The organism is Bacillus sp. MUM 13 (genome assembly GCF_001866725.1).
Lineage (GTDB): Bacteria > Bacillota > Bacilli > Bacillales > DSM-1321 > Peribacillus.
In genome coordinates this window covers 57,232-81,898 of the sequence record NZ_MLYQ01000013.1, presented here as the reverse complement: position 1 = coordinate 81,898, position 24,667 = coordinate 57,232, and the positions used below count along the sequence as shown (strand labels likewise).

Below are 24,667 nucleotides of genomic sequence, written 5' to 3'. Positions count from 1 at the left end.
TCCTGCGGCAACGTCTTTGTGACCCCCATCCTGGGGGCCTAAGCAAATAGGGTTTTGGTCTCTGAAGGCGCTCTTTGCCTTCCGAGGACAAAACATCTTTTGCACAGCGGTCTAGGCACTGAAGCTAGATTACACAAAATGCTGAAGCGCCTTGTGAGGAGGATCAAAGACTAACAACGCCGCGCTGCATCCTGCAGAAACGCCTAAAGACGCAAAAAAGCCGGAGACTGGGTCTCCGGCTTTTGCTGCTTTCCTCATACCAAAAAGGGCTGGGGAATTATGCGCGTGATACGTATGAACTTTCAGTTGTATTGATGATAAGTTTATCGCCTTGGTTAATGAAGAAAGGAACCTGGACAGTAAGGCCTGTTTCCAGTGTAGCAGGCTTAGTGCCGCCTGAAGCTGTGTCGCCTTTGATTCCTGGTTCAGTTTCAGTCACTTCAAGCTCAACTGTGTTCGGAAGCTCAACTCCAAGAGTCTCACTTTGGAATGTCATGATGTGAACATCCATATTTTCTTTAAGGAACTTAAGCTCGCGTTCAATAGAGCTTGCAGGAAGTTCGATTTGATCGTATGTTTCGTTGTCCATGAAAACATGGTTATCGCCGCTTGCATATAAATACTGCATTTTACGGTTTTCGATATGAGCTCTCGCTACTTTTTCACCTGCGCGGAACGTTTTTTCCTGAATAGCTCCCGTACGGAGATTTCTAAGTTTGGAGCGGACAAATGCTGCACCTTTTCCCGGTTTAACATGCTGGAACTCAATTACCTGCCAAATTCCATTGTCTACTTCAATCGTTAAGCCTGTGCGAAAATCATTTACAGAAATCATTTTTTTCCTCCTACATGTTTTACAGAATAATTAACTCTTTCGATGAATGAGTAAGAGCTTCATTGCCCTCTTTTGTAACAATTGTATCATCCTCTATGCGGACACCGCCAATTCCAGGCAAATAAATACCCGGTTCAACAGTGACCGCCATACCCGGTTCCAGTATGATATCAGACTTAAGGGAAAGGGCTGGCCCTTCATGGACTTCAAGGCCAATTCCATGTCCTGTCGAATGGCCGAAGTATTCCCCGTATCCTTTTTCATCAATAAGGTTGCGTGTCAAAGCATCAGCTTCCTTGCCTGTCATGCCTGGCTTGATGCCTGCCATAGCCCGCAGCTGTGCCTCCAGTACAATATTATAAATCTTCTTAAGCTCGTCACTTGGCTGTCCGACAGCAAGTGTCCGTGTGATGTCCGAAACATAGCCATTGAAATATGCGCCGTAATCCAAGGTTACAAAGTCGCCGGTTTCAATGACTTTATCCGTCGCTACTCCATGCGGCAGAGCAGAACGCTTGCCGGAGGCTACAATGATATCGAAGGAAGAAGATGTAGCTCCTTGCTTTCTCATAAAGAATTCAAGTTCATTTGAAACATCAAGCTCGGTTATGCCCGGGCGGATAAAATCTACAATATGTGTAAATGCTGCATCTGCAATATCAGCAGCTTCCTTTAATATCTTAATCTCTGATGGAGTCTTTATCAAGCGTAATTTCTCAACAAGGCCTGAAACAGGAATAAGCTCTCCATCAAAAGCATTTTCATAGCTTTTAAAAGAAGAAAAAGTCAAATGCTCCTGTTCAAAGCCCAGCTTTTTGATTCCCATGTCTTTTGCTTGCTTGGCCACTTCTTCAGGAATCGATCCTTTATGCTGAACAATGTCGTAGCCCTGTGCCTGCTTGCCTGCCTGTTCTGTATAACGGAAGTCTGTAATGAACTTCGCTTCTGACTGTGAAATCAGGACAACTCCTGCAGAACCAGTGAAATTCGTCATATGCCGGCGATTGTATGTACTAGTAATTAAAAATCCATCAGCCTGCACGTTCTCTAATGCTTGGCGGAAACGCTGTAATTTCTCCATTTTATACTCTCCCTTTTATTATCTTTAACAAAGCCTGAAGCGCCAGCTCATACCCGTGCACACCAAGACCGGCAATCTGTCCGGCAGCGGCAGGGGCTATGACCGAAACATGCCGGAAACTTTCCCTGGCATGGATGTTAGAAATATGCACTTCAATCAATGGAACATCTATTCCGGCTACAGCATCACGTATTGCATAGCTGTAGTGCGTGAAAGCTCCCGGATTCATAATGATTCCGTCCATATTCTGATCTTCGGCCCAATGAAGCTTATCAATGATTTCCCCTTCATGATTGCTTTGAAAGCACACAAGCTCAGAATCCATTGATTGTGCGCTTTTTTTCAATTCTGTTTCCAGATCATCGAGCGTCGCCGTTCCATAATGGGCCGGCTCTCTTTTTCCGAGCCTGTTTAGATTAGGCCCGTTGATAAGCAAAATTTTCTTCATATGCGGTACCTGCCTTCATTGCTGTCGGCCTGTACATCCTTCAGCGGTTATTGTTGTGCATGCATTTCTCTGCCCTTCCCCTAAAGCATGACAGAAACAAAGGTGCGTATTTTATAGCATACATCATGACCATTCTACCATAATTCCAAATTGTCTTACTACTTTTTTGAAGTGAATGAAATCAAGTTGTTTTGATATCCGGAACGTTTTTCTTTTGTTTCTCCTGATATTCATAAGATATGGAAGACCCGATAAAAACTCCATATAAAATGAAAATACAAAAACTGGTAATTCCTGTATTTCCCTTCAGCTGTTCCATAGAAGGGAGGCCTGAAAAGACAGGCTTTATAATAAAAAACAGCAATATCCAAAGCACGGCACCATAAATGATGCCCGCCATCATATTTTGAAATTTCTTGAGCAAGGCATAATAAAGCAGAGCGGCAGCCATAGACAGTATGCTGAAAATGAGAAGAGTGATGACGGTTCCAAGCCAGCCCTCTATCCAGTGGGCGCCCGACCAGGATGTCAGAATGAATTTGGGGCTGAACTTCATAAAATTAAAGAAGCATGCCACAATTCCGATAAAGCTCCAGAGAATGCCCCCCCAAAACCCTATTATTAATACATTGACTATTTGCGATGCTGATTCTTCATCTCTTTTCTGCCATTCACTTGACATAAAAAAACACCTCCGCAAATAGTATGCCCTTTCAGGAATTGTCCTATTTTATTTTTTTTGCAGGCAATCACCTTCACATTTAATAGAAGTTTTTTCATTTTTTTTGTATGATTATAGAAGATGCCCATGTTGGCATTGCTAAAAAATAATTGTAGGCTGGTGCAAAAATGACCGAGGTCCAAAAACCTGTTTATGGCGGGCAGGCTGTGGTGGAGGGTGTTATGTTCGGCGGCAAACACCACACCGTTACAGCAGTCCGCAGGAAAGACTCATCAATTGAATTCTACAGATTGCCGCGCGAAAGCAAACCTATTATAAAAAAACTTAAAAGGATTCCATTCCTTCGCGGAATAGTTGCGATTATCGATTCAAGTGCAAATGGATCCAAGCATTTAAATTTTTCATCTGAAAAATATGAAACAGACCCAAAAGATGATGAAAAAATCTTGGAGGAAAAGAAGGCAAAAAAAGAATCTTCCAAGTTAACATTATGGCTGGGTGTTGCTGCAATAGGCGTATTATCCTTTTTGTTCGGAAAGCTTTTGTTCACGCTTATCCCAGTCTTTCTGGCTAAATTCACAGAACCTGTATTTCACACGAAAATTTCGCAGATTTTAATAGAAGGACTGTTTAAGCTTATTCTGCTTTTGGTTTATATCTATTTTGTGTCACTGACACCGCTTGTTAAGAGGGTATTCCAATATCACGGAGCAGAACATAAGGTCATCAACTGCTTTGAAAGCGGCATGCCGCTTACTGTAGAAAACGTTCAGGCTTCTTCACGCCTGCATTACCGGTGCGGAAGCAGTTTTATCCTATTTACAGTCATCGTAGGTGTTTTTGTTTATATGTTTGTGCCCATTGATCCGCTTTGGCTTCGCGTACTGGACCGTGTCCTCCTGATTCCTGTCGTCCTCGGAATTGCTTTTGAGGTTTTGCAGATAACAAATAAGGTACGTGATATTCCTGTTCTCCGTTTCCTTGGCTATCCCGGACTTTGGCTGCAGCTATTGACCACAAAAGAGCCTTCAGACGACCAGGTTGAAGTGGCACTCGCTTCCTTTAACGAGCTTCTGCGTCTTGAAAAAAGCACAGAAGAAGGTTTAGAAACAGAGGATATTGTGTAAAAAACAGATATAAGATTACAAGCCGGCGCATTTTCCGCTTCAGTCAGGCCGGCCGGTTCTTCCTTGCCGGCTTGGCTGAAATGATTAATAAAATGTTTTTGGAATATATGTTTAAAATGATACAAAATTGCTCATGATGCTCTTAAGGAGGTGTCTTTGTTGAATCGTTCATTTTCCTATGTTGTCTACGGGATTATCGCCCTGGGTTTTATTGGATTATTCAGTAAATTAGCCGGAGATCCATTGGGATTTTTCAAAACTGCTTTGATCTGGGCTGCAGTAGCTGGTGCAGTCTATCTCATTTATAAGCGATTAACAAAGGGGAAACTTGAGAAAAAAGAGCAGCGGGCATTCATAAAGGCCGCACGGAAATCAAAGAAAAGACTGAAAAGCAAAAATTCCCTGCCTAAGGATAAAGGAGATAATATAGCAAGCTTCTCATTAGCTAAATCCTCCGCCAAAAAGCGTGCGAGAAAAAAATCAGAAGCACATTTGACCGTAATTGAGGGCAAAAAAAACAAAAAAAGAAACCGGGCTTTGTTTTAATAGTCCGGTTTCTTTTTTTGTCTTATAGGCTGATTCAATAGGTCCATTTCTTTATAAACATACCGGCATAGTTTCTTCCCCGTGCAATCAGCTCATTTTTGCTTTCTTCAGTGAGCAGGAAGTCGGTGGCTGAAATTCCTTTCATGGGAATAAACAAAATGTTTTGCACATGCTTTCTTGAAATATACCGTGAATCATGAGCATCCTTCATTGTTTTAAATAAAGCGCCAAAAAGTTCAATGGCATTGTCAACATCATCCGGTTTTTTCATATCATTGTCGCCGCTTAATTTAATTCCGAGGACCGGCCTCGTTTTTTTCATATTCTCCGAATCAAAAAGCCACATCGGAAAATTGCTTAAAACTCCTCCATCAACGAAGACATTTCCTGTCTTTGCTTGTGATTTCAGCCGTACAGGTTCGAAAAAATAAGGAATGCTGCAGCTCATCCTGACTGCTTTGGCGACAGGGAATGAATTGGGATCAATTCCATAAGCCCCCAGATCGTCCGGAATGACAACCAGCTTGCCGTTTGTAATATCTGAAGCGATAACCCTGAGTGATTGCCGTGGCAGATCCTTGAATGTGACGACACCCTTTTCAGCAAGCTTCAGGGCTACCCACCTTTCCAAGGCATTTCCTTTGTACAAACCCAGCTTCCAGTAGAGCAAAAGCCACCTTGTAAATGGAATCGGAATCCAGAACCTTCTTGGATCCAGAAATTTACTCACATCTATTTCATTAAGGAGCTCTTGAATTTGATGCCCTGTATAGCCTGCAGAGGTAAATGCTGCAATAATGGCCCCTGCACTTGTCCCTGCTGTTCTGCCAAAGACAAAGCCGTGCTCTTCAATCACCTGAATTGCCCCTACCATAGCAAAACCTTTTAAGCCTCCGCCGGAAAAAACGCCATCAATAATCATAGAAGCCCTCCCCATTTCCGGTCTTGATACATACTAATCAGGGAGGGCTGTCTTTATTACTGAATTATATCGTGACTCTTCATTTTTCCGGATCAGGTAAAATACTGGACCTCTGATTGAGGAAAGTATTCGCTGACATAACCGCGGATCGTAGCCTCAAGATCTGAAGCTTCCTCCTTTTGATATACATATTTTCCTATCCCATAACGTCCCCATTTGTATTTGCGTTTGGATTCGTCCATCTCAAGCTTTGATTTTGGATAGTTTTTTTCAATGACTTTTTTTGCCGGTCCCGTGAATCGATGCTGAATCAATTCAAAGGTAAGGTCTGGAATATCCACTCCGGAAAGCTCTGCGCTTAGACGTTCAAAGAGCTCCCGGTATCCTTCCTTCCAATTTTCATGCATATAGATGGGGGCCACAATGAAACCAAGGGGATATCCGGCTCCAGCCACTTTCCTGGCCGCTTCAATTCTTTCATCGAAACTTGATGTTCCAGGCTCAAAATTTTTAATCACGTACTTAGAGTTAATACTGAAGCGAAAGCGGGTTTTTCCATTATGCTTCGCGTCAAGCAGATGGTCGACATGATGGAATTTCGTAACAAACCGAAGGCGTCCATATTCCTTTTCTCCAAAAAACTCAATCGTCTTTTTTAATGAGTGGGTGAGATGGTCAAGGCCTACGATATCGGAGGTGCAGGCCGCCTCGAACCTTGTAATCTCATTTTGCCTTTCATCCATATATCCTTGTGCTGCATCAAAGATTTCATCCAGATTCACATATGTCCTGATATAAGGTTTGCTTCCAAGCGTTGTCTGCAAATAGCAATAATGGCAATGGCCCATGCAGCCCGTCGCAAGCGGGATGGCATATTCTGCGGAAGGCTTGGATGTATCAAATTTCAATGTCTTGCGGACACCTACAACCAGTGTCGACTTTGCTGTCCGGTATTTTTTAAAATCAGTATCCCCCGGCAAATTCCTTATTTGGTTATGTGAGGTTGTTTCACGTATTTCAATGTTCATATCCTGAAATTTCTTGAGCAGTTCCTGCCCTAAAGGGTATTCGAGCGCTCTCGGTTCAATATATACAAGCTGCGGGATAAATGGCTTCATTTTTCTATTTCCTCCTGTACTATGGGCTTGCAGCTTACTTGCTGCTGCCCTGTATATGAATAGTTTGGCTCATCTTTTATATCTAATCACGCATTTCTGCTGGTAAAAACATACGGATCATTCAGGAGGCACCTAAGACTCTTTGCTGTATAGTAAAAGCACAAATTGCCAGGTCAGATACATGGGCATAAAAAAACCGGCCATTGTGGACAGGCCGGCTGATATAGTTTCTTATGCAGCTGCTTTTTTGGATGTATCAGTTTTGATGAATTTCAATACAATGAGTACCAGAATGATCCCTATTATTCCCGCGGTGATATAGCTTATATTAAGAAAGTGTCCCATAACCAAAGACATGACAGGAGGACCTGCAGCGACACCGATAAATCGTGCAGAACTATAAAATGAAGAAATGGTTCCTCTTTCCTCTTTCTCAATGTTTTCTGTGATCATGGCATCAAGGGTAGGCAGCAAGGCGCCAATTGCGATTCCCACCACACTTGTGACAGCTAACAAGATGAAAAGCCTTTCTACTGTAAAGCCCACAAAAACAACGCTGATAGACATGACAATCAGGCAGATTACCATAATTTTTTTCATCGCCGGCAGACTTCCTTTGATGTTCCTTCCTGCAATATAAGATGATAAACACAGTAAAAAAAGCGGTATGGCAAGGACAAAGCCTTTTTTTACCCCATGAAGATCGTGAATTTTTTCCAAATTGTCGGAGAGAAAAAACAGCACTCCGAACAAAATCAGCATGACAAAAATGCCGACGAGAAATAGTGTATAAAGCCATCTTCCTTCATCTTTAAACGTTTTTTTCGTATTGTGAAGAAACTCCTTGAATTCTTTGGGTTTATCCTTTTCTTTCGGAACCTTGATAAAGAAAAATACAAGGATGATGGAAATCAAACTAAAAAATGAAATTGAAAAAAACGGCAAAAACCATAAAAACGCTGCAAAGAAAGAACCTAATATTGGACTTAAAACCTTTCCGAATGTATTGGAGGTTTCAATGATTCCCAGGCAGGAACTCGTTTTTTCGTCATCGTCTTTATACAAATCCCCTACGAGCGGCAGGATGATCGGTGAAGCTCCAGAAGCTCCGATTCCCTGTAAAACCCTGCCAATGATAATCCAGGTATATGGATTTTCCATTTTCCACGAAGCATATCCCGCTATTAGTCCGCCAATAAGTGCGAGGATTAGACTAGGCAGGATTACAAGCTTTCTCCCATACCGGTCAGATAAATATCCTGCTACAGGAATCAGAAAGATGGAAGCAATGGAATAGCTGGTAATGACCATACTGGACTGAAAAGAAGTGATTCCTACCTTTTTTTCAAATATCGGCAGCACTGGAATAAGCATGGAATTCCCAAGAGTCATGACAAGCGGTATCGAGGCCATGCTTATGATGCACCATACCGAAACTTTGCTATCCTTGCACTCCTTATTTTCCATATAGACACCTCATTTAAGTTAATACCTGTATGGTGTCCTAATGATGGTTATTTTAAGCGAAATGCTATCTGTAAAAATCCGTAAATCTTTTTTAATAAATTCAGGAGGTAAAGTTCATCAGTACTTTATGTAACAGTAATACATTAAAGGATTGCCTTTGTTATTTTGTCCGGCTGATTTCCACTGCAGGATGCTCGCTTTCCGCGGGGCGTGCGGTGAGCCTCCTCTGCTGCGCCTGCGGGGTCTCACCTTCCCGCTGATCCCGCAGGAGTCTCGCACCTTTCGTTCCAATCAGCCTATGGCTATTGAAAAAGTATCTAGTCACTGAATGTATATCACCTTCGCTGAAACGTTTCTTAACGATTGTTGTTATGTACGCGAAACCGCTGTTTACTGGACCATAAGGAGCCTCCTGCGGGTATAGCGGCTGCAGGCAAAGCTGTTTGAGACTCACGCCTCATCCTGGAGCAGGCACCCGCCGCCTGCTTATAAAACAGGAAGGATTACGAATACAGTATTAATAAAAGCCCCTATCATTGAATGAATGAAAATCCTAAAGTCTATCCAAAATAAATAACATGAAACAACGGTCAAACTGGTTATGATGATCATATATTTTTATAAGCAAACAAATTCCACCCATTCCGAATGATTGCATCTTTCCTTTCCACAAAACGTTAAGGAACTAATTTGACAGTTCAATTAGCGCCTGTTACAATATATTCCAATAAAAGCATACAAATTCGTTGATGAGAAAGAGTAGCGTTTCAACTTGATCCGCAGAGAGCTGGCATTTTGGTGCAAGTCAGTGTTCAAGTGTTACGTGAATATCCTCTCTGAGAAGCTGGACCGAACGTTAAAGTAAGTCCAGCCGGGAGTCTGCCGTTACAAGGAACACGTATGATTGTACGTTGCTAAGTGCTATTGACCGGAATCAATAGAATTAAGGTGGTAACGCGGTTAACCCCGTCCCTTACATGGGACGGGGTTTTTTGTATTTTTTTATAATTTATTCTGTATAGGAGCGATATTCATGAAGGCAGATGAAGCCAAGGAAACGGTTGTACAGCGTGAGGAACGCATCCGTAAATATTGGACAGAAGAAAACACATTTAAACAATCTGTTCAATTAAGAGAAGGAAAGATCCCTTTTGTTTTTTATGAAGGGCCGCCAACTGCAAATGGCCTTCCCCATGTTGGCCATGCCTTTGGACGGACAATTAAAGATGTTGTAGCACGCTACAAAACCATGCAGGGTTTCTTCGTTGCAAGAAAGGCAGGCTGGGATACACATGGTCTTCCTGTCGAGCTTGGCGTTGAGAAACAACTCGGTATTTCAGGTAAACAAGACATCGAACGTTACGGAGTGGAGCGTTTTATTAATAAATGTAAGGAAAGTGTATTTACCTACGAGAAGAAATGGCGTTCCTTTACCGAAGAATTAGGTTATTGGGTAGATATGGACAGTCCGTATTTGACGTTAAGCAATGATTATATAGAGAGCGTTTGGAATATTTTAAGTAAGATTCAAAAAGACGGGTTACTGTATAAAGGACATCGAGTTTCTCCTTACTGCCCTAGCTGCCAAACCACTTTAAGCTCTCATGAAGTAGCACAGGGCTATAAAGATGTAAAAGATCTATCGGCTACCGTAAAATTTAAACGTCTTGATGCAGATAATGAATATTTCTTAGGCTGGACAACAACGCCCTGGACATTGCCTGCCAATGCTGCACTTGCTGTGAATCCAGAAATCACGTACGTTCGTGTTCAAAAAGAAAATGAAGTTTATATTGTTGCAAAATCTTTAGCAGAAAAAGTTCTTGGCGATCAATTGACGATTTTAAGTGAGCATAAGGGCCTTGAATTCGAAGGAATCCATAATGTCCCGCCGTTCGATTATGTGACGATCGAAAAGGGACATTATATAGTATTAGCAGATTATGTTACAGATGATAGCGGAACAGGCATTGTGCATATTGCCCCGGCTTACGGTGAAGATGATTATAAAACGGTTCAGCAGAATGGTATATCCTTTATCAATGTAGTCGATCAGCAAGGCCGATATACTGCCGATGTGACAGATTTAACCGGAAGATTTGTGAAAGATTGTGACGTGGATATTATTAAAATGCTTTCTGATCGAGGTATACTTTTTCACAAGGAAAAATATGAACATAGCTACCCGCATTGCTGGAGGTGTGATTCTCCTTTACTCTACTACGCAACAGATAGCTGGTTTATTAAGATGTCCGCTTTAAAGGAAACCATGCTTGCGAACAATGCAACTGTTAATTGGTATCCTCAGCATATAAAAGACGGACGCTTTGGACATTTTCTTGAAAATCTTATGGATTGGAATATAAGCAGGAACCGATACTGGGGCACCCCTCTAAATGTTTGGGTATGTTCTGCGTGTCATCATGAAGAAGCTCCGGGCAGCATCAAGGAATTACAAAGATTATCAGCGGCTCCACTACCCGAAGATATCGAGCTGCACAAACCATATATTGATGAGGTAGAGTGCATCTGCCCGAAATGTAATGGTGCCATGCAGCGGACGCCTGAGGTTATTGATGTTTGGTTTGATAGCGGATCGATGCCATTCGCACAGTATCACTATCCATTCGAAAACACAGAAACATTCCAATCTCAATTCCCTGCGGATGTCGTAATCGAAGGAATTGACCAGACGAGAGGATTTTTCTATAGCCTGCTCGCTGTCTCTGCCCTGTTCACAGGAAAAGCACCTTATAAAAACGTCCTGTCGCTTGGCCATGTACTCGATGAAAATGGACAAAAAATGTCGAAGAGCAAAGGAAATGCTTTAGATCCTGTTGAACTTATAGAGGAATTTGGAGCAGATGCCCTTCGCTTTGCATTCTTAGCCGATAGTTCACCATGGAATCCAAAACGCTTTTCAAAGAAGATTGTGCAAGATACAAAGTCAAAATTGATTGATACGTTAGATAATACCTATAAATTTTATGCTATGTACGCTAAAATAGATGGCTTTGTGTATGATGGACAGCAAACGGGCAAGAAAACAATATTAGACGAATGGATTCTTTCCCGCCTGAATAGTACAGTTAAACTTGTTACTGGCTGCATGGATCGTTTTCAATTTACTCAAGCAGCCCGGGAAATTGCATCTTTAGTAGATGAAATAAGCAATTGGTATGTGCGCCGTTCAAGAAATCGTTTTTGGGCATCTGGACTTACAGATGATAAACAAGCAGCTTATTCAACACTATTTGAAACACTTACCGCAATCTGCCGCTTGTTAGCACCTTTTTCACCATATGCTTCTGAGGATATCCATTTAAAATTAAATCAAACTTGTGTTCACTTGCAGGACTATCCACAAGCTGATGATTCAATGATTCATCACGATTTAGAGACAGACATGAAAATGGTCTTGAAAATAGTGGAACTTGGCCGCAGTATCCGTAATGCCAAAAACTTGAAGGTGAAGCAGCCACTGCAACGATTAATTGTGTGGCATAATCAGGGAAACCATGCTTTAACCCCCTATTCAGGCATTATTAAAGACGAGTTAAATGTTAAAGATGTTGTTTATACAGATGATTTATCACATTACCAATCCACCATCTTTAAACTGAATTTCAAGACTGCTGGTGCTGCATTCGGAAAACTGGTGAACATGGTAAAGGAATATGTGGATCAAATACCCGATGCCGAAAAAAAATCCTTATTAGATAAGGGATATCTGCAAATGAATCTAAAAGGACAAACGGTAACACTGGAGAAAGAGCACATTCATATCGAATATCAAGTTGCATCTGGTTTTGTGATGGCTGGTGATGAGCATGTTAAAGCAATATTAGATGTAACCCTTACTCCGCAGCTTGCAGAAGAAGGTCAAGTTAGGGAATTAATACGAGCCATACAGGATACCCGAAAAAAATTAGATTTGCCTGTCGAAGAATATATCGCAATCAACATTTCAGCAATCGATGTTGTAAAAGAAAAAATTCAGCGTTTTGAGGAACTAATTAAAGAAAATATCCTTGTTCACAACATAAGCTATGAAAAGCAAAACAACTCTAAACAGCGAATTGAAGTGAAATTTGGCGATGAGATAGCAAGAGTCTCATTGGAATATTAATTTTACTAAAGAAAGCACTCCTGCAGTCTTATTTTGAAAGCTGCAGAAGTGCTTTTTGACCGTTTTTAGAGGAATCATGCAGCTTTTCTAAGGAATCATGCGGCTGCCCTAAGAAATCGTGCAGATTGTTGAAGAAATCATGCGACTTTCTGAAAAAATCATGCAGCTTTCCGAAAAAATCGTGCGGCTTGCCCAGCGAACTATAAATAGCCATATTATTAATAACAAGGCAATCTCAATGGATAGCCCGATGGGAGCCCAAAACCTTTTTCCATTTTTGACTATTGTAATTTTTTAAATCCATACTTTTCTAACGTCTTCATTGATTGCTTATTTTGAAGATAATCGTAGAATAGTTGGGTTTCTTTTAAGTGGGTACTATTTTTAATTACACCTGCTGGATATATGATTGGATCATGGGTGTTATCCATTGCAGTGGCTGCAATTTTAACCTTTTTAGATGTTAATGCATCCGTTTTATAGACAATTCCTGCGTCAACATTGTTCGTCTCCACATATGTAAGCACTTGTCGGACATCTTTTCCAAATACGACTTTTCCTTCAATTGACTTCCAGACATTTAATTTATCTAATGTCTGCTTACCATATTGCCCGGCTGGAACAGACTCAGGAGTTCCAAGTGCGATTTTATCAGCTTTGGTAAGATCTTCAAATGTTTTAATTCCTTTGGTTGAATTTTTTGGTACAACCAAGACAAGATCATTACCTACTAAATCTTTTCTATTTTTCTCTTCAATCAGTCCTTCTTGAACTAACTTCTGAAACTTGTCCTCAGCAGCAGAAAAGAACAGATCAACAGGTGCTCCCTGAGAAATTTGCTGCTGTAATGCTCCTGAAGCCCCAAAGTTATAATTTATAGTGACATTCGGGTGTTTCTTTTCATAATCCGCTTTAATTTCCGTTAAGGCATCCTGCAAACTTGCAGCTGCTGAAATGGTTAATTCCACTTTCTTTTCAGAACCTGCTTGTTTCTTTTCTTCTGTTTTGTTGGATTGTTCTTTTGTTGAACAACCGGATAAGGCTAATAAAGCCAGCATCATCGTTAAAAATAATAAATTGAATTTTTTCATCATACTCTCCCTTTCACTAATTATAACTAATTATAATTAGTTATAATTAAAATGAACAGGAAATAATTTTGAATTTCACCTTTTCAATAGAGAATTAACTTTTCCTAACGACATTAAGTTAAAATAAAAGTGGAGGGGATTTTATGTCAAAGGAGCTTTCCTATACCATTGAAGAGGTTTCACAGTTCTTAAAAGTATCAAAATTAACCCTATATGACCTTGTCAAAAAAGGTGAAATGCCTGTATTTCGGGTGGGAAGACAGATGAGGATTGATGCAAAAGACTTGGATAATTATATTAACAATCATAAAACCATTCAGGAGCCTTCTCATAAAAACCCTGTAAATGATCTCCGCCAGGATGGAGCAAAGGATTACCATAAGATTGTAATTAGCGGACAAGACCTAGTATTAGATATGCTTGGTAAACATATTGAAAAAAATTCATCCTTTAAGTCATTTAGGTCCTTTACCGGGAGTCTGAACAGCCTAATCTCTATGTACAATGGAGAAGGTGACATCGTTAGCTTGCATCTGTTTGACGGAGACACAGGAGAGTATAACCTGCCTTATATAAAAAAAATCCTGGTTAGTACCCCTTTTATTTTAATTAATCTACTATCAAGAAAAGCCGGTTTGTACGTAAAAAAAGGAAACCCTTTAAGTCTCACTTCATGGGTTGATCTAAACCGGGATGATGTAAAAATTATTAATAGAGAGAAAGGATCAGGAGCAAGGATTCTTCTTGATGAACAGCTCAGAATCAACAAAATCCCCTTCAGTAACATAAAGGGATATGAACATGAAGAAACCAGCCACCTAAGTGTTGCATCAGCGGTTTCTTCTGGAATTGCAGATGCAGGAGTGGGAATTGAAAAAGCTGCCAAAATCGCTGGAATTGATTTTATCCCGTTAATTACAGAACAATATGACTTAGTAATTTTAAAAACCCCTAAAACCGAAGGACTAATACGCTCTGTAAAAGCAATTCTATCCTCTATGCAATTTCAGTCGGAAGTAAAATCTTTAGGAGATTACGATACCTCACAGACAGGAAAAATAATATACGAAACATAGCAAAAGAAGGCTTCTTAACTGTAGAAGCCTTCTTTTTTAGCGTGTTCAATCTGCTTTTCCCTAATATAATTAATATATCTTGTTCCTTGAAAGGTTAATGTGCCGGTATCTCCTTCTGCAAGGATACCATACTCTTTGCCTGAAACATGAAATTCTGACCGGTCTCCACTCTCGAATTCAAATGTAATATAGTAACTTGTAGAGGAGCTATTCGATGGGACATTTTGATCATGATGATGAGTATGACTCCTGACATTTGTCCGTTTAATTTTTACGACTGCCGGGACAGATAAGCGAGGTGATTCTTCATTCTTCTTCCATTGCCTAAGTCCCGTGAATAAACCGGCAATTATTATGATGAAAATGATAACAGCAATACTCCCTATAAATATCGGGACAGCCGTGAAAATCCAATCCCCGCCTTCACCAGGACCGAACATTATTTATTCCTCCCTCTATAAATCCATTTATGCTTGAGCCAATCCCAGATCCACAATCTTCTTTCATCCATTTGTCGACTCTAGGTGCACTAGTTTTTCAGACATAAAAAAATACCTCTTTAGACAATATTATCCAAAGAGGTATTTATTCACAACCTTTTTATAACCATCGCAGCTTTTTCACAAACATCGCAGCTTCACTTTAAAGCTACTTTATTTTAAAAGCATACTTTTTGCAATCCTTATATCTCTTTTGAACTCTGTAGACTTTCTAATAAGGAATTTCCTATTTTTTCATCGTCATTTCTGCCTAACCTATAATTAGCCAAAACTACGGAGGCAACTTTCTTTTCTTTATCAATCCCTAGAAAAGAACTAAAGCAGCCTGTTCCACCTCCATGCAACATTACATTATTGTTTTTCTTTAAAAGCCACCATCCAAGACCCATATCATACTTCTTCTTTCCGTTTCCATGCTTTTTATGAGAAAGAGAGAAATACGGTTTTTCTTCGTAAATATTCATTTTTGCAAAATCGAGTAAATCAGCAGCAGTTGAACTTATTGCACCCGCAGGTGATATAAGATTTTCTTTGTTCCATTTCCAATTACCACAATCGTTATTTTTTCTATCATAACCACGTAAGTTATTGTTTAATGTTCCTAAATATGTATCGCTCAGTCCAAGTTCATTATGAATAAAGTCATTCATATCGTCCCAATATCCTCTGCCTGATACAGTCCCCAATACATACCCAATTAAGGACGTGCCGAAATTGGAATATTTCCATGAATAATCTACTTCTTGCAATTTATTTTTTTCAATTAGCATTTTCATTTTGTTAAAATCCATATTTAAGGGATTATTCTTATTCATATCACTACGGCCAATAATCAAACCTAACATTAGGTCAAAATATTCTCTTTTATTTAATGGCTGTGTTGCTGAATATCCGGAAGTATGAGTAGCAAGACGGAGTAACGTCGGATAGTACTCGTGTTCTTTAAGGTCTTCTATATATTTTTGTATGGAATCGTTTATTGATAGCTTGTTTTCAAATACACATTTTGATAACAAAGAGGCAGTAAAAGTCTTTGTAATAGACCCAATTTCATAATTATATTTTTTTGCTGAACCAAGTTCACCGTTTTCATTATAAATTTTTATGACAGAATTATTGTCTGTTAAATAGCCAACTGTTAATTTTATATGTTTTTTTCCTCTGCAAGTCTTTTTAATAAATCGTAATGTTTCATCACTGATTTCAAACATTAGGTTTGCTCTCCCTTATTCTACATTTTAAAAGTATTTCAGAAGATTGATTTACATTCTTCAGGCTATATTTCCCCGTTAATTGATTGAAGTCTTCTTCTTTTAAACTCCTTCATTATTCTCAATTCTATTTCATTGGTATCTTCCTCTATTTGCAAGTTCCCCTCTTCTTCAAAACCGTCTTGTCCCTCACCATCAAAACTATAAAGTTTCTTTAAAAGGTCCCACATTGTTTCCAATTCTTCAGTTGAAAACTTTTTAAAAAGTTCCTCCAGAAAGAAGATTCCTTTTTCTGCAACATTGAGTAAAACATATTTTCCGGATTCGGTAATTTTTACATTTACCGCACGTTTATCTTTATTACTGGGAATCACGTTAACATATCCCTTATTTTCCATTATTGTAATCAACTGTTTCACACTCTGTTTTGTGGTGCCTAATTTTCCAGCAATATTATTCAAGGTCGTTTCATCTTCAGGTAAATGGGCAATTGCCACCATTGCCATATATTGTCTTGATGTTAAAATCTCAAGGGATTTATCACCCTTGACCTGAATTTTATTTGCAAGAGAAAATAAAGTAGAGTATGTTTGCTGCATTAAAAAGAGTTCTTTGTAAATATCCATATTAACCTCCATTTTAGACATTATACTGTCTAAATTAAGAATATCACATACTCTGTATTAGTCAATGTACTGTCTATTTTCTTATCTAGAATTAGATTGTATCCTTTCGTTCAATAAGAAAAAGACTACCTTTTTTGGCAGTCTTTTTGCTGATATAAATTTTTTTAAAAAAAACTGTGTTCTTTGGTTTTATAGATATTAATAATGAGGAGTTGTTGATATCTATGGAAGAAATTAATTAATTTTAACCAACCTACAAATAACAGGGTTATCCTGATATTACCTGATGCATAGAGGGACATAATATCGGGAACAACAGATATTTGAATCATCCGTATCTCGCTGCTTTAACTGCACCTAATTAATTGTGTCTATTACCTATTGGTTGTTCTGGGCTAATTGGTTACTTACATAAAAGAGGAAAAGCCCGGAGCATTCTTTTTTTATGCAATCAATTTTCCAGAGTGTCTTCGTAGGAAGCATGAACACCAATCCATAAATACCATCGTGTTTAGTATCAGTACAGCTTCCATCAAACTTGAGGATTAATTTTCGCATGTGTGTATTTCTTCCTGCTATTATTTATTTTTCACACTATCTATCCTTTGAGAATAGATATGGTTCTTCACCCGATTCACAATCACTTAAATAATAATCGACATCGATTTTATTTTCGGGTTTGTCTCTTACTAGCAATTTTGTACAATTATCCCTTACAAGCGCAGGGTCACCGCCGTGTTTGTCATTCGAACTATCTTCTGTATACTTTATTGCTTTCCCATCATAATTCAAGTCTGTGAAGATTGGGTCACCTTCGTGGCTATAACCAGTTACACGTATCTTATCTTTTTCATGATTTTTCATGTTATTTAAGAACTCTTCAAACCTGCTAAAGTTCTTAAGTCCGGAGTGTGCAAAAACAACATCCCCTCGTTTAGTTGCTTCTTTTGAATCGTAACCTGAACCGGAACCGGATGATTCTTCTTCTGTCTTCGTGCACCCTGACAATACCATGAGACCAATAAAATATAGACAAATAATTTTTCTCACACGCTAACCTCCCCATTTCTTAACTGCACAGTTAAAGCGACTTATTCCACTTTTTTAGACTACTTATACTTTGTGAACAAATAAGGCTCATCACCTATGTCATCAATAGCGTCTTTGGGTGCTTTTGTACAGTCACTTAAATGGTAATCGACTCCATTATCAACTGTTTCTTTTGTAACAATCTTTTTGCAGGTGTTTGTGGTGATACCACGGTCACCCCCGAACTTGTCATTTGAATTGTCGTGACTGTACTTTATTTTATTTCCGTCATAATCTAAGTCACTATATATGGGGTCACCTTCATCTGTATAACCCGTCACCCTAATTTTATCTTTTTGGTGAGCTTCCATATTGTCTAAGAAATCTTTAAATCGATTAAAGTTTTTAATTCCTGCTGGGGTAAAAACAACATCGCCTTTTTTAACAGCTTCTTCTGAATTGTAAGCTGTTGATTTTGAACATCCTGATAATAGTATAAGACCAACAAATGTTAGACAAATAACTTTCCGCATGGATACCTCCCATTCACTTACGAGTTTTCTTATCTTATATGTCCATTCTCATGAAGTCTCCAAACAAGTTTATTCCACTGACTGTCCAGTGGGAATCCCCGTTTACACCTGATTGCTACCAGCCCATTCTTGAAATTGGATCTTTACCCCTGCCCCCTGCCAAGCCTTTCCTTTTCTCCCCATAACGGGTCATTCGGATTGGCTCTTTTGTAGAAGTGGCTTTTATAACAATCCGTATAGGCTGAAAAAAGGCACTCAGCATATACCCTTTTGATAATATCACGCTTTTTTGCACGGTTATTTTTCGGAAAATTTTCATTATACCCTAGCTCTATAAAGGAAAGGATAGGGGACATGATGAAGAACCTGCCGATATAAGAACGAGTCAATCGCAAGGGAAACGTAAGTTTCTTTTCGTATCGAAGATGTCCGTATCTCTCCTTGTTTCTTTCTTTTTGCTTTTTTAGCATATCAGCAAATTCCGAAGCCAAATCAATTTCAGGCATGGATTTTACTAGTTCAGGTTTTGTATCTGACACCGTATAATGGATGTCTTCCGATAAAAGAAAGAGATTCTGATAAGGTCTTCCCAATTTACCATTTTCCCCGATTAAAACTACAGCTATCTTATTCCTCAACTCTTCCTCCGTTTCCGTTGAAGGTGTAAAAGATTGAAGAAGTCGATTCATGACAAAATAACCATGGTTATTTAAAAGTAATTTACTTCAAAAATGAACAAAAATTCGTGCTGCCTTCCTGTTTTGATTCCTCTTATTTTCTGAGCCAATCCCAGATCCACGATCTTCTTTCATCCATTTGTCGATTCTAGGTGCACTAGTTTTTCAGACATAAAAAAATACCTCTTTAGACAATATTATCCAAAGAGGTATTTATTCACAACCTTTTTATAACCATCGCAGCTTTATTTCAAAGCTGTACAAAAAGAAAGGATGCATAATTAATTTTTACAAGCCGCATTTTAATTGGGCACCGCAGTTTGTGCAGGTGTTGCAGCCTCCCATTTCCTGGACTTCACCTTTTCGGCAGACCGGGCAGGTATTTCCTACTTCGGAGCCGATTGTCATATTTGTGGAGCGAAGCTCATTGATGGTATCCACTAAGACTATTTTTTTCTTTTCCTGTGAAGCAGGTTCTTCATATTTTTCTTCATCAAATGTATTTTCTTCGGCTTTAAGTGTCAATACCTGGCTGTCGCGGCTTCCATCTACATAAACAGTTCCGCCTTTGGCACCGCCTTTATATAAGCGTTCATATACCTTCTGAACCTGGTCTACATTATAGCCTTTAGGCGCGTTGACGGTTTTGCTGATGGAACTGTCAATCCAGCGCTGGATGATGCACTGTACGTCTGCATGTGCTTCAGGTGCAAGTTCCATGGCTGAAATAAACCATTCCGGCAAATTGCCGGCGTCTGCCTCTGGATGCGCTGCAAGATATTCCTGGACAATATCCGCTTTCACCTCAATAAACTTGCCTAAGCGGCCGCTGCGGAAATAGGTGAATGAAAAATACGGTTCAAGGCCTGTTGAAACGCCCACCATTGTTCCGGTGCTTCCTGTCGGCGCCACTGTCAGCAAGTGGGAATTGCGGATTCCGTATTTGATAATGTCTTCACGGATATCCTCAGGCATTTTTTTCATGAATCCTGTCTGGATAAAAGCATTTCTTAACTCTAGAGTCTCCGCTTCAGTCGAACCAGTCAGGAACGGGAAGCTTCCTTTTTCCTTTGCCAGCTCGATTGATGCCCTGTAAGCTGATACAGCAATTGTTTCAAACACTTTGTCAATCAGCACATTGCCTTCTTCGGAGCCGTATTCTGTTTCACAGTAAATCAATAAATCATGCAGACCCATAACGCCAAGGCCTACCCTGCGCTCTCCAAGTGCCTGCTTTTTATTTTCTGCCAGGAAGTATGGAGTGGCATCAATTACGTTATCCTGCATCCTGACCCCAATTTCAACGGTCTGCTTCAATTTTTCAAAATTGACGGTTTTATTTTCCTTATCCGCCATTTCAGCAAGGTTAACTGCTGCCAGGTTACATACAGAATAAGGCGCAAGAGGCTGTTCGCCGCACGGATTGGTTGCTACAACCTGCTGGCCATAGCTCTTTGCATTCGTCATGTCATTTGCATTGTCGATAAAGAAAATGCCTGGTTCAGCCGAATAAGTCGCACATATATTGATCAGGTTCCAAAGCTCTTTTGCCTGGATTTTTCTGTATACACGAACCTTCATGCCGCGTTTTTCCCATTCGCGGACATCACCGACTTCATGCCATTCCCGGTTGTAAATTTCCATTTCTTCCGGGCTGTAACCTTCTGTATCCGGGAATCTCAGTTCATAGACTCCGTCGTTTTCAACAGCTTCCATAAATTCCTTTGTCAGGCAGACTGAAATATTTGCGCCCGTAAGGAATTCCTGGTTATGCACGCTGTAATTGCCGCCAGTCCTGATCTTTTCTTCCGCTTCCCTGATGATTTTATCATTAAATCCGCCCAATCCGGGAATATGCTTATAATTGATGATCCCCTGGTACATGGATTCTTCCTGCTCGCTAAGCGGAGTGAACTTCAGCTTTTCATTTGCATATTTCCTGATCGTCTCGTCCTCTGTATTTTCCATGAGATATCTGAGGATACGCGGGTTTTGCATCTTGGAAATGATGAACTCAATAATATCAGGATGCCAGTCAGCAAGCATAATCATTTGTGCGCCGCGCCTGCTTCCGCCCTGCTCAACAAGATGTGTCAGCTTTGCAATATCATCCAGCCATGAGACGGAGCCAGATGATTTTCCGTTCACACCCTTTGCAAGAGTATTGCGCGGACGAAGAGTCGAACCATTCGTTCCGACACCGCCGCCGCGGCTCATGATTTCCATGACCTGCTTTCTATGCTCGGAGATGCCTTCACGGGAATCCTGGATAAAAGGCATAACATAGCAGTTGAAATAGGTTACATCTGTATTGGCGCCCGCGCCATATAGCACCCTTCCAGCCGGAACAAAGTTCATGCTCGACAATTCCTGATAATATTTTTCAAACCATTCTTTCTGCTTATCTTCCGAAGCTTCTACAGAAACAAGGCCTGTCGCATTTCTTTTCGCAATTTGCTCATAAAAAACTTCGAGAGGTTTTTCAATAACATCAAGCGGACGGTTTACGATGCCAGTCTCCACTTCCTCCTGGGTGTCAAGCGAACCGCGGTACTCATCTTCAACCGAGACCTTCGCCTTTTTGTTTTCCCAATCGATGTCTGTAATATAGCCAAGCCCTCTTGCCGGAAATTTCGGATCTTCCTTGATTGTCAATACAACAAAATCCCCGATGGCCAATGTGATTTTCTCTGTATCCTTAAAGGCATAGCGGTCAAGCATGACAAGCCTTGACACTCCTTTATGGGCCGTATTCATTTCAGGCGTTACAGGATGAACCTGCGGAAATAAAGAAATATCCTTATTCAGCCTGTCTACATTTATTTTCCTCTTTTGGTTCATTATTACAGACATGATTCCCTCTCCTTTGTGTATCCATTTCTGACTTTAACTGTTCGAATCTATATGTAGTGCTGCTTTTGCCATTCGAATTAAAAAGTACCCTCAATTTATCATATTAAAACACCAAAATCAATATATAGTGTTCGAATTAACAAATTAACTACTATATATTGAATTTAGTTAGAGATAATTTCTTTTTGTCAAACTCCATAAAACCTCCAAGTAAAAGAAAAAGGAAGAAAAATATCGATTTTTGTTAGTTTTTGAAGGTATTTCGAACATTTCAGGAGTTGCTTTTTTATTAAGCTAAAAAAGCCTTTATTATCAATGATTGTTAAAATCCTTCAATAAAAAAAATATTTTTTTCGTGTTTACTTCTTAGCTGGAGGAAAATGAGACAAATAAAAAAAGCGGACAATGCCGCTTTACGTTATCTCATAAAATTCCAGTCTTCGCTTTCATATTTGCTTTTGGCAATTTCATTCACTTCTGCAAGCTGTTCCTCTGATAGCTGATATGGCTTTAGATTGATGCCGAGTCCCTCAGCGAAACCCTTTTCAAAAGCCGTTTTTGCTTCATCAAGGGAAATAGTCCGTCCCGCAATATCGTTAATGGCAACCGCCTTGCTTTTAAAGCTCTTCATCATTCTTTCCTTGAGCCTGTCACTTGAAAAGTTAAATAAGCTGAACAGCTTTTCATCTTCAAGATCCAATAAAATGGAGCCATGCTGCAGAATCACGCCTTTTTGGCGCGTTTGTGCGCTGCCGGCCACTTTCCTGCCCTCCACCACAAGCTCATACCAGCTTGGTGCATCAAAACAAACCGACGAACGCGGCTCCTTTAGGGCGTTCTTTTCTTTTTCTGTTCTAGGGACTGCGAAATACGCATCCAGCCCTAAATTTATAAACCCTTTAAGTATTCCTTCTGATATTACCCGGTAAGCCTCTGTTACATTTTTAGGCATATCCGGATATTCTTCATTCACGATAACGCTATATGTAAGTTCGTGTTCATGCAGGACCGCGCGGCCTCCAGTAGGCCGTCTCACAAAGCCAAGCCCCTGCCTTTTGACTTCTTCAAGATTAATTTCTTTTTCTGCTTTTTGGAAATATCCGATGGAAAGAGTGGCAGGATCCCAGCCATAAAACCGGATAATTGGCGGTATCTTCCCGGCACTGTGCCAGTTTAATAGTGCTTCATCCATGGCCATATTAAAGGATGGGGAACAATTCCCGGAATCAATAAAGGCCCAAGTTTCCTTATTCATATATAACCCTCTTCACTGCTTAGTATTTCTATCCAATTGTAGTTTAACAAAATTGGCACTTAATAAAAAGGAAATAGTTTTATCGCAGGATAATGATAAACACTGGAAAAATCTTTTGATTATCGTGCGCTGTAATTATATAATAAGTGGTGTCTGCAAGTTGGATTTAGTCAGAAAGGAGAATTTTTCATGGGATTATACATATTAATCGTCATCGCTGCTGCCGTTATTGTTTATTCAGCATTCAACTGGTTCAATCAGCGCCGCATTGTAAAGACGCTCAGCCAGGATGAATTCGTAGCCGGATACCGAAAGGCACAGCTGATCGATGTCCGCGAAACAAGCGAATATGATAATGGGCATATACTTGGTGCAAGAAATATTCCGCTTACCCAAATGAAGCCCCGCCTTAAAGAGCTTCGCCCGGACAAGCCGGTATATCTCTATTGCCAGAGCGGCCTAAGAAGCGCAAGGGCTGCACAGCTGCTGCACAAAAAAGGCTACAAAGAGCTGTATCATTTAAAAGGCGGCTTCAAGCAATGGAGCGGAAAAATTAAGTCAAACAATTAATGACGCCTGCTGACCATTCAGCACTTCTATAAATATGAACGAAACAGGAATCCATCAGCAATGGATTCTTTTTTTTTTCCTGAGAAAACCTTTAAAGGATTGCTGCTATGAAACAAGGTGGTTGATTTCCGCTCCAGGATGCTCGCTTTCCGCGGGGCAGGCGGTGAGCCTCCTCGGCTGTGCCTGCGGGGTCTCCCCTTCCTGCTATTCCCGCAGGAGTCTCGCACCTTACGCTCCAATCAACCTGACTTAACCATACAAACGCCTCACACAAAACATTAAAAACTTAGGCTACCTTCTTTCTTCATATCTATTTTCTCTATACTGTGAGCATACAGGGACCCCTCTCCCTCTACAGACGGTTTAGAGTTCCTCCTATATAATTAAGTATAATATCGTTAAAATTCAATATAGAAAGGGTGTGTGTCTTCATTCAGACAGTGTACAATTCTTTCTCTGAAATTCTTCCAAGTGACCATTTCCAGTGCTTGCTCGATAGGATAATACCCTACTTCCAAACTTTCTGGTGACGTCGTTAATTTGCCTCCAACCGGCTTAGCTACAAACAGTGTATTGCATATGGAAGAGTTCACATTCTGGTATATTCCACAAAATTTCAAGACTTCAATATCAATACCTGTCTCCTCCTTGGTTTCCCTTATTGCAGCATCTTTCAAGGATTCTCCTTCTTCCACTTGTCCGCCTGGCATTTCCCAGCCTCTTCTGGGTCCCTTAATTAATAGAATTTCCTTTTGTTCATTCAATACAATAGTCGCTGCTGAAACGATATGTTTTGGCGGTGAATATATATCTTGTGTGCTTTGTACCAACTTAGTTCCCCATTTCTTTTATGTTTTAACGGAATCACTATTCATTTGGAAAATTTTGATA

General features: G+C 40.0%; 23 protein-coding genes and 1 other annotated feature. Of the genes, 5 read left to right on the top strand and 18 right to left on the bottom strand.

Annotation, left to right across the window (positions count from 1 at the left end; genetic code table 11):
* Positions 1 to 277: 277 nt before the first annotated feature.
* The 4 genes from efp to BIV59_RS04860 all read right to left on the bottom strand — a co-directional run bounded on the left by efp (position 278) and on the right by BIV59_RS04860 (position 3,046).
* Positions 278 to 835: an elongation factor P gene (gene efp, locus BIV59_RS04875; RefSeq protein WP_071350329.1), complete on the bottom strand. Its 558-nt coding sequence runs from the start codon at positions 833 to 835 to the stop codon at positions 278 to 280.
* 19 nt (positions 836 to 854) lie between these two features.
* Positions 855 to 1,916, bottom strand: a complete 1,062-nt coding sequence (locus BIV59_RS04870; RefSeq protein ID WP_071350328.1) for a M24 family metallopeptidase — start codon at positions 1,914 to 1,916, stop codon at positions 855 to 857.
* Between the two features lies 1 nt (position 1,917).
* Complete coding sequence (gene aroQ, locus BIV59_RS04865) at positions 1,918 to 2,364, bottom strand: type II 3-dehydroquinate dehydratase (protein WP_071350327.1); 447 nt, start codon at positions 2,362 to 2,364, stop codon at positions 1,918 to 1,920.
* 181 nt (positions 2,365 to 2,545) lie between these two features.
* Positions 2,546 to 3,046 (bottom strand): YqhR family membrane protein, encoded by a 501-nt coding sequence (locus tag BIV59_RS04860; RefSeq protein WP_071350326.1) that lies wholly within the window; start codon positions 3,044 to 3,046, stop codon positions 2,546 to 2,548.
* 167 nt (positions 3,047 to 3,213) lie between these two features.
* Here BIV59_RS04860 and BIV59_RS04855 point away from each other — a divergent pair, with 167 nt between their 5' ends.
* Together BIV59_RS04855 and BIV59_RS04850 are read left to right on the top strand one after the other, a co-directional pair.
* Complete coding sequence (locus BIV59_RS04855; RefSeq protein ID WP_071350325.1) at positions 3,214 to 4,173, top strand: DUF1385 domain-containing protein; 960 nt, start codon at positions 3,214 to 3,216, stop codon at positions 4,171 to 4,173.
* A 159-nt stretch (positions 4,174 to 4,332) separates the two neighbouring features.
* Positions 4,333 to 4,719: an SA1362 family protein gene (locus BIV59_RS04850; protein ID WP_083392050.1), complete on the top strand. Its 387-nt coding sequence runs from the start codon at positions 4,333 to 4,335 to the stop codon at positions 4,717 to 4,719.
* Positions 4,720 to 4,753: 34 nt separating this feature from the next.
* Here BIV59_RS04850 and BIV59_RS04845 read toward each other — a convergent pair whose 3' ends face one another.
* The 4 genes from BIV59_RS04845 to BIV59_RS04830 form a co-directional block, all read right to left on the bottom strand.
* Positions 4,754 to 5,641: a patatin-like phospholipase family protein gene (locus BIV59_RS04845; protein ID WP_071350323.1), complete on the bottom strand. Its 888-nt coding sequence runs from the start codon at positions 5,639 to 5,641 to the stop codon at positions 4,754 to 4,756.
* Positions 5,642 to 5,733: 92 nt separating this feature from the next.
* Positions 5,734 to 6,759 (bottom strand): spore photoproduct lyase, encoded by a 1,026-nt coding sequence (gene splB, locus BIV59_RS04840; protein WP_071350322.1) that lies wholly within the window; start codon positions 6,757 to 6,759, stop codon positions 5,734 to 5,736.
* Positions 6,760 to 6,990: 231 nt separating this feature from the next.
* The gene (locus tag BIV59_RS04835) at positions 6,991 to 8,226 is read right to left on the bottom strand and encodes an MFS transporter (RefSeq protein ID WP_071350321.1); all 1,236 of its coding nucleotides are present in this window, start codon (positions 8,224 to 8,226) and stop codon (positions 6,991 to 6,993) included.
* 160 nt (positions 8,227 to 8,386) lie between these two features.
* Positions 8,387 to 8,680, bottom strand: a complete 294-nt coding sequence (locus BIV59_RS04830; protein WP_071350320.1) for a hypothetical protein — start codon at positions 8,678 to 8,680, stop codon at positions 8,387 to 8,389.
* 283 nt (positions 8,681 to 8,963) lie between these two features.
* Positions 8,964 to 9,203: a binding site (T-box leader), on the top strand.
* A gap of 56 nt (positions 9,204 to 9,259) precedes the next feature.
* Between BIV59_RS04830 and ileS the strand changes: the two genes are divergently transcribed.
* Positions 9,260 to 12,355 (top strand): isoleucine--tRNA ligase, encoded by a 3,096-nt coding sequence (ileS, locus tag BIV59_RS04825; RefSeq protein WP_071350319.1) that lies wholly within the window; start codon positions 9,260 to 9,262, stop codon positions 12,353 to 12,355.
* 281 nt (positions 12,356 to 12,636) lie between these two features.
* Here ileS and modA read toward each other — a convergent pair whose 3' ends face one another.
* A complete protein-coding gene (gene modA / locus BIV59_RS04815) occupies positions 12,637 to 13,449 on the bottom strand; it encodes a molybdate ABC transporter substrate-binding protein (protein ID WP_276205122.1) in 813 nt (270 codons plus the stop codon).
* A 140-nt stretch (positions 13,450 to 13,589) separates the two neighbouring features.
* Here modA and BIV59_RS04810 point away from each other — a divergent pair, with 140 nt between their 5' ends.
* Positions 13,590 to 14,522 (top strand): substrate-binding domain-containing protein, encoded by a 933-nt coding sequence (locus BIV59_RS04810; protein WP_071350316.1) that lies wholly within the window; start codon positions 13,590 to 13,592, stop codon positions 14,520 to 14,522.
* A gap of 14 nt (positions 14,523 to 14,536) precedes the next feature.
* Here the strand turns inward: BIV59_RS04810 and BIV59_RS04805 are convergent, their stop codons facing one another.
* From BIV59_RS04805 to BIV59_RS04765, 8 genes are all read right to left on the bottom strand, one after another.
* Positions 14,537 to 14,962, bottom strand: a complete 426-nt coding sequence (locus BIV59_RS04805; protein WP_071350315.1) for a DUF2500 domain-containing protein — start codon at positions 14,960 to 14,962, stop codon at positions 14,537 to 14,539.
* A 242-nt stretch (positions 14,963 to 15,204) separates the two neighbouring features.
* Positions 15,205 to 16,233 carry a serine hydrolase domain-containing protein gene (locus BIV59_RS04800; protein ID WP_071350314.1) on the bottom strand — a complete coding sequence of 343 codons (1,029 nt, stop codon included), beginning with the start codon at positions 16,231 to 16,233 and terminating at the stop codon, positions 15,205 to 15,207.
* Between the two features lie 65 nt (positions 16,234 to 16,298).
* Positions 16,299 to 16,859 carry a MarR family winged helix-turn-helix transcriptional regulator gene (locus tag BIV59_RS04795; RefSeq protein WP_071350313.1) on the bottom strand — a complete coding sequence of 187 codons (561 nt, stop codon included), beginning with the start codon at positions 16,857 to 16,859 and terminating at the stop codon, positions 16,299 to 16,301.
* A gap of 594 nt (positions 16,860 to 17,453) precedes the next feature.
* Entirely contained in the window at positions 17,454 to 17,909 is a 456-nt protein-coding gene (locus BIV59_RS04785; protein WP_071350311.1) for a DUF4362 domain-containing protein, read from the bottom strand.
* Positions 17,910 to 17,968: 59 nt separating this feature from the next.
* The gene (locus BIV59_RS04780) at positions 17,969 to 18,421 is read right to left on the bottom strand and encodes a DUF4362 domain-containing protein (protein ID WP_071350310.1); all 453 of its coding nucleotides are present in this window, start codon (positions 18,419 to 18,421) and stop codon (positions 17,969 to 17,971) included.
* Positions 18,422 to 18,564: 143 nt separating this feature from the next.
* Positions 18,565 to 19,059, bottom strand: a complete 495-nt coding sequence (locus tag BIV59_RS04775) for a hypothetical protein (protein ID WP_071350309.1) — start codon at positions 19,057 to 19,059, stop codon at positions 18,565 to 18,567.
* Positions 19,060 to 19,386: 327 nt separating this feature from the next.
* On the bottom strand, positions 19,387 to 21,951 hold the full coding sequence (locus tag BIV59_RS04770) for a vitamin B12-dependent ribonucleotide reductase (RefSeq protein WP_071350308.1): 2,565 nt from the start codon (positions 21,949 to 21,951) through the stop codon (positions 19,387 to 19,389).
* Positions 21,952 to 22,369: 418 nt separating this feature from the next.
* Entirely contained in the window at positions 22,370 to 23,206 is an 837-nt protein-coding gene (locus tag BIV59_RS04765) for a lipoate--protein ligase family protein (RefSeq protein ID WP_071350307.1), read from the bottom strand.
* Between the two features lie 189 nt (positions 23,207 to 23,395).
* Here BIV59_RS04765 and BIV59_RS04760 point away from each other — a divergent pair, with 189 nt between their 5' ends.
* Positions 23,396 to 23,776, top strand: coding sequence for a rhodanese-like domain-containing protein (locus BIV59_RS04760; protein ID WP_071350306.1), 381 nt, complete (start codon positions 23,396 to 23,398; stop codon positions 23,774 to 23,776).
* Between the two features lie 398 nt (positions 23,777 to 24,174).
* On the opposite strand, the gene BIV59_RS04750 is transcribed toward BIV59_RS04760, so the two are convergent.
* On the bottom strand, positions 24,175 to 24,606 hold the full coding sequence (locus BIV59_RS04750) for an NUDIX hydrolase (RefSeq protein WP_071350304.1): 432 nt from the start codon (positions 24,604 to 24,606) through the stop codon (positions 24,175 to 24,177).
* Between the last annotated feature and the right edge of the window lie 61 nt (positions 24,607 to 24,667).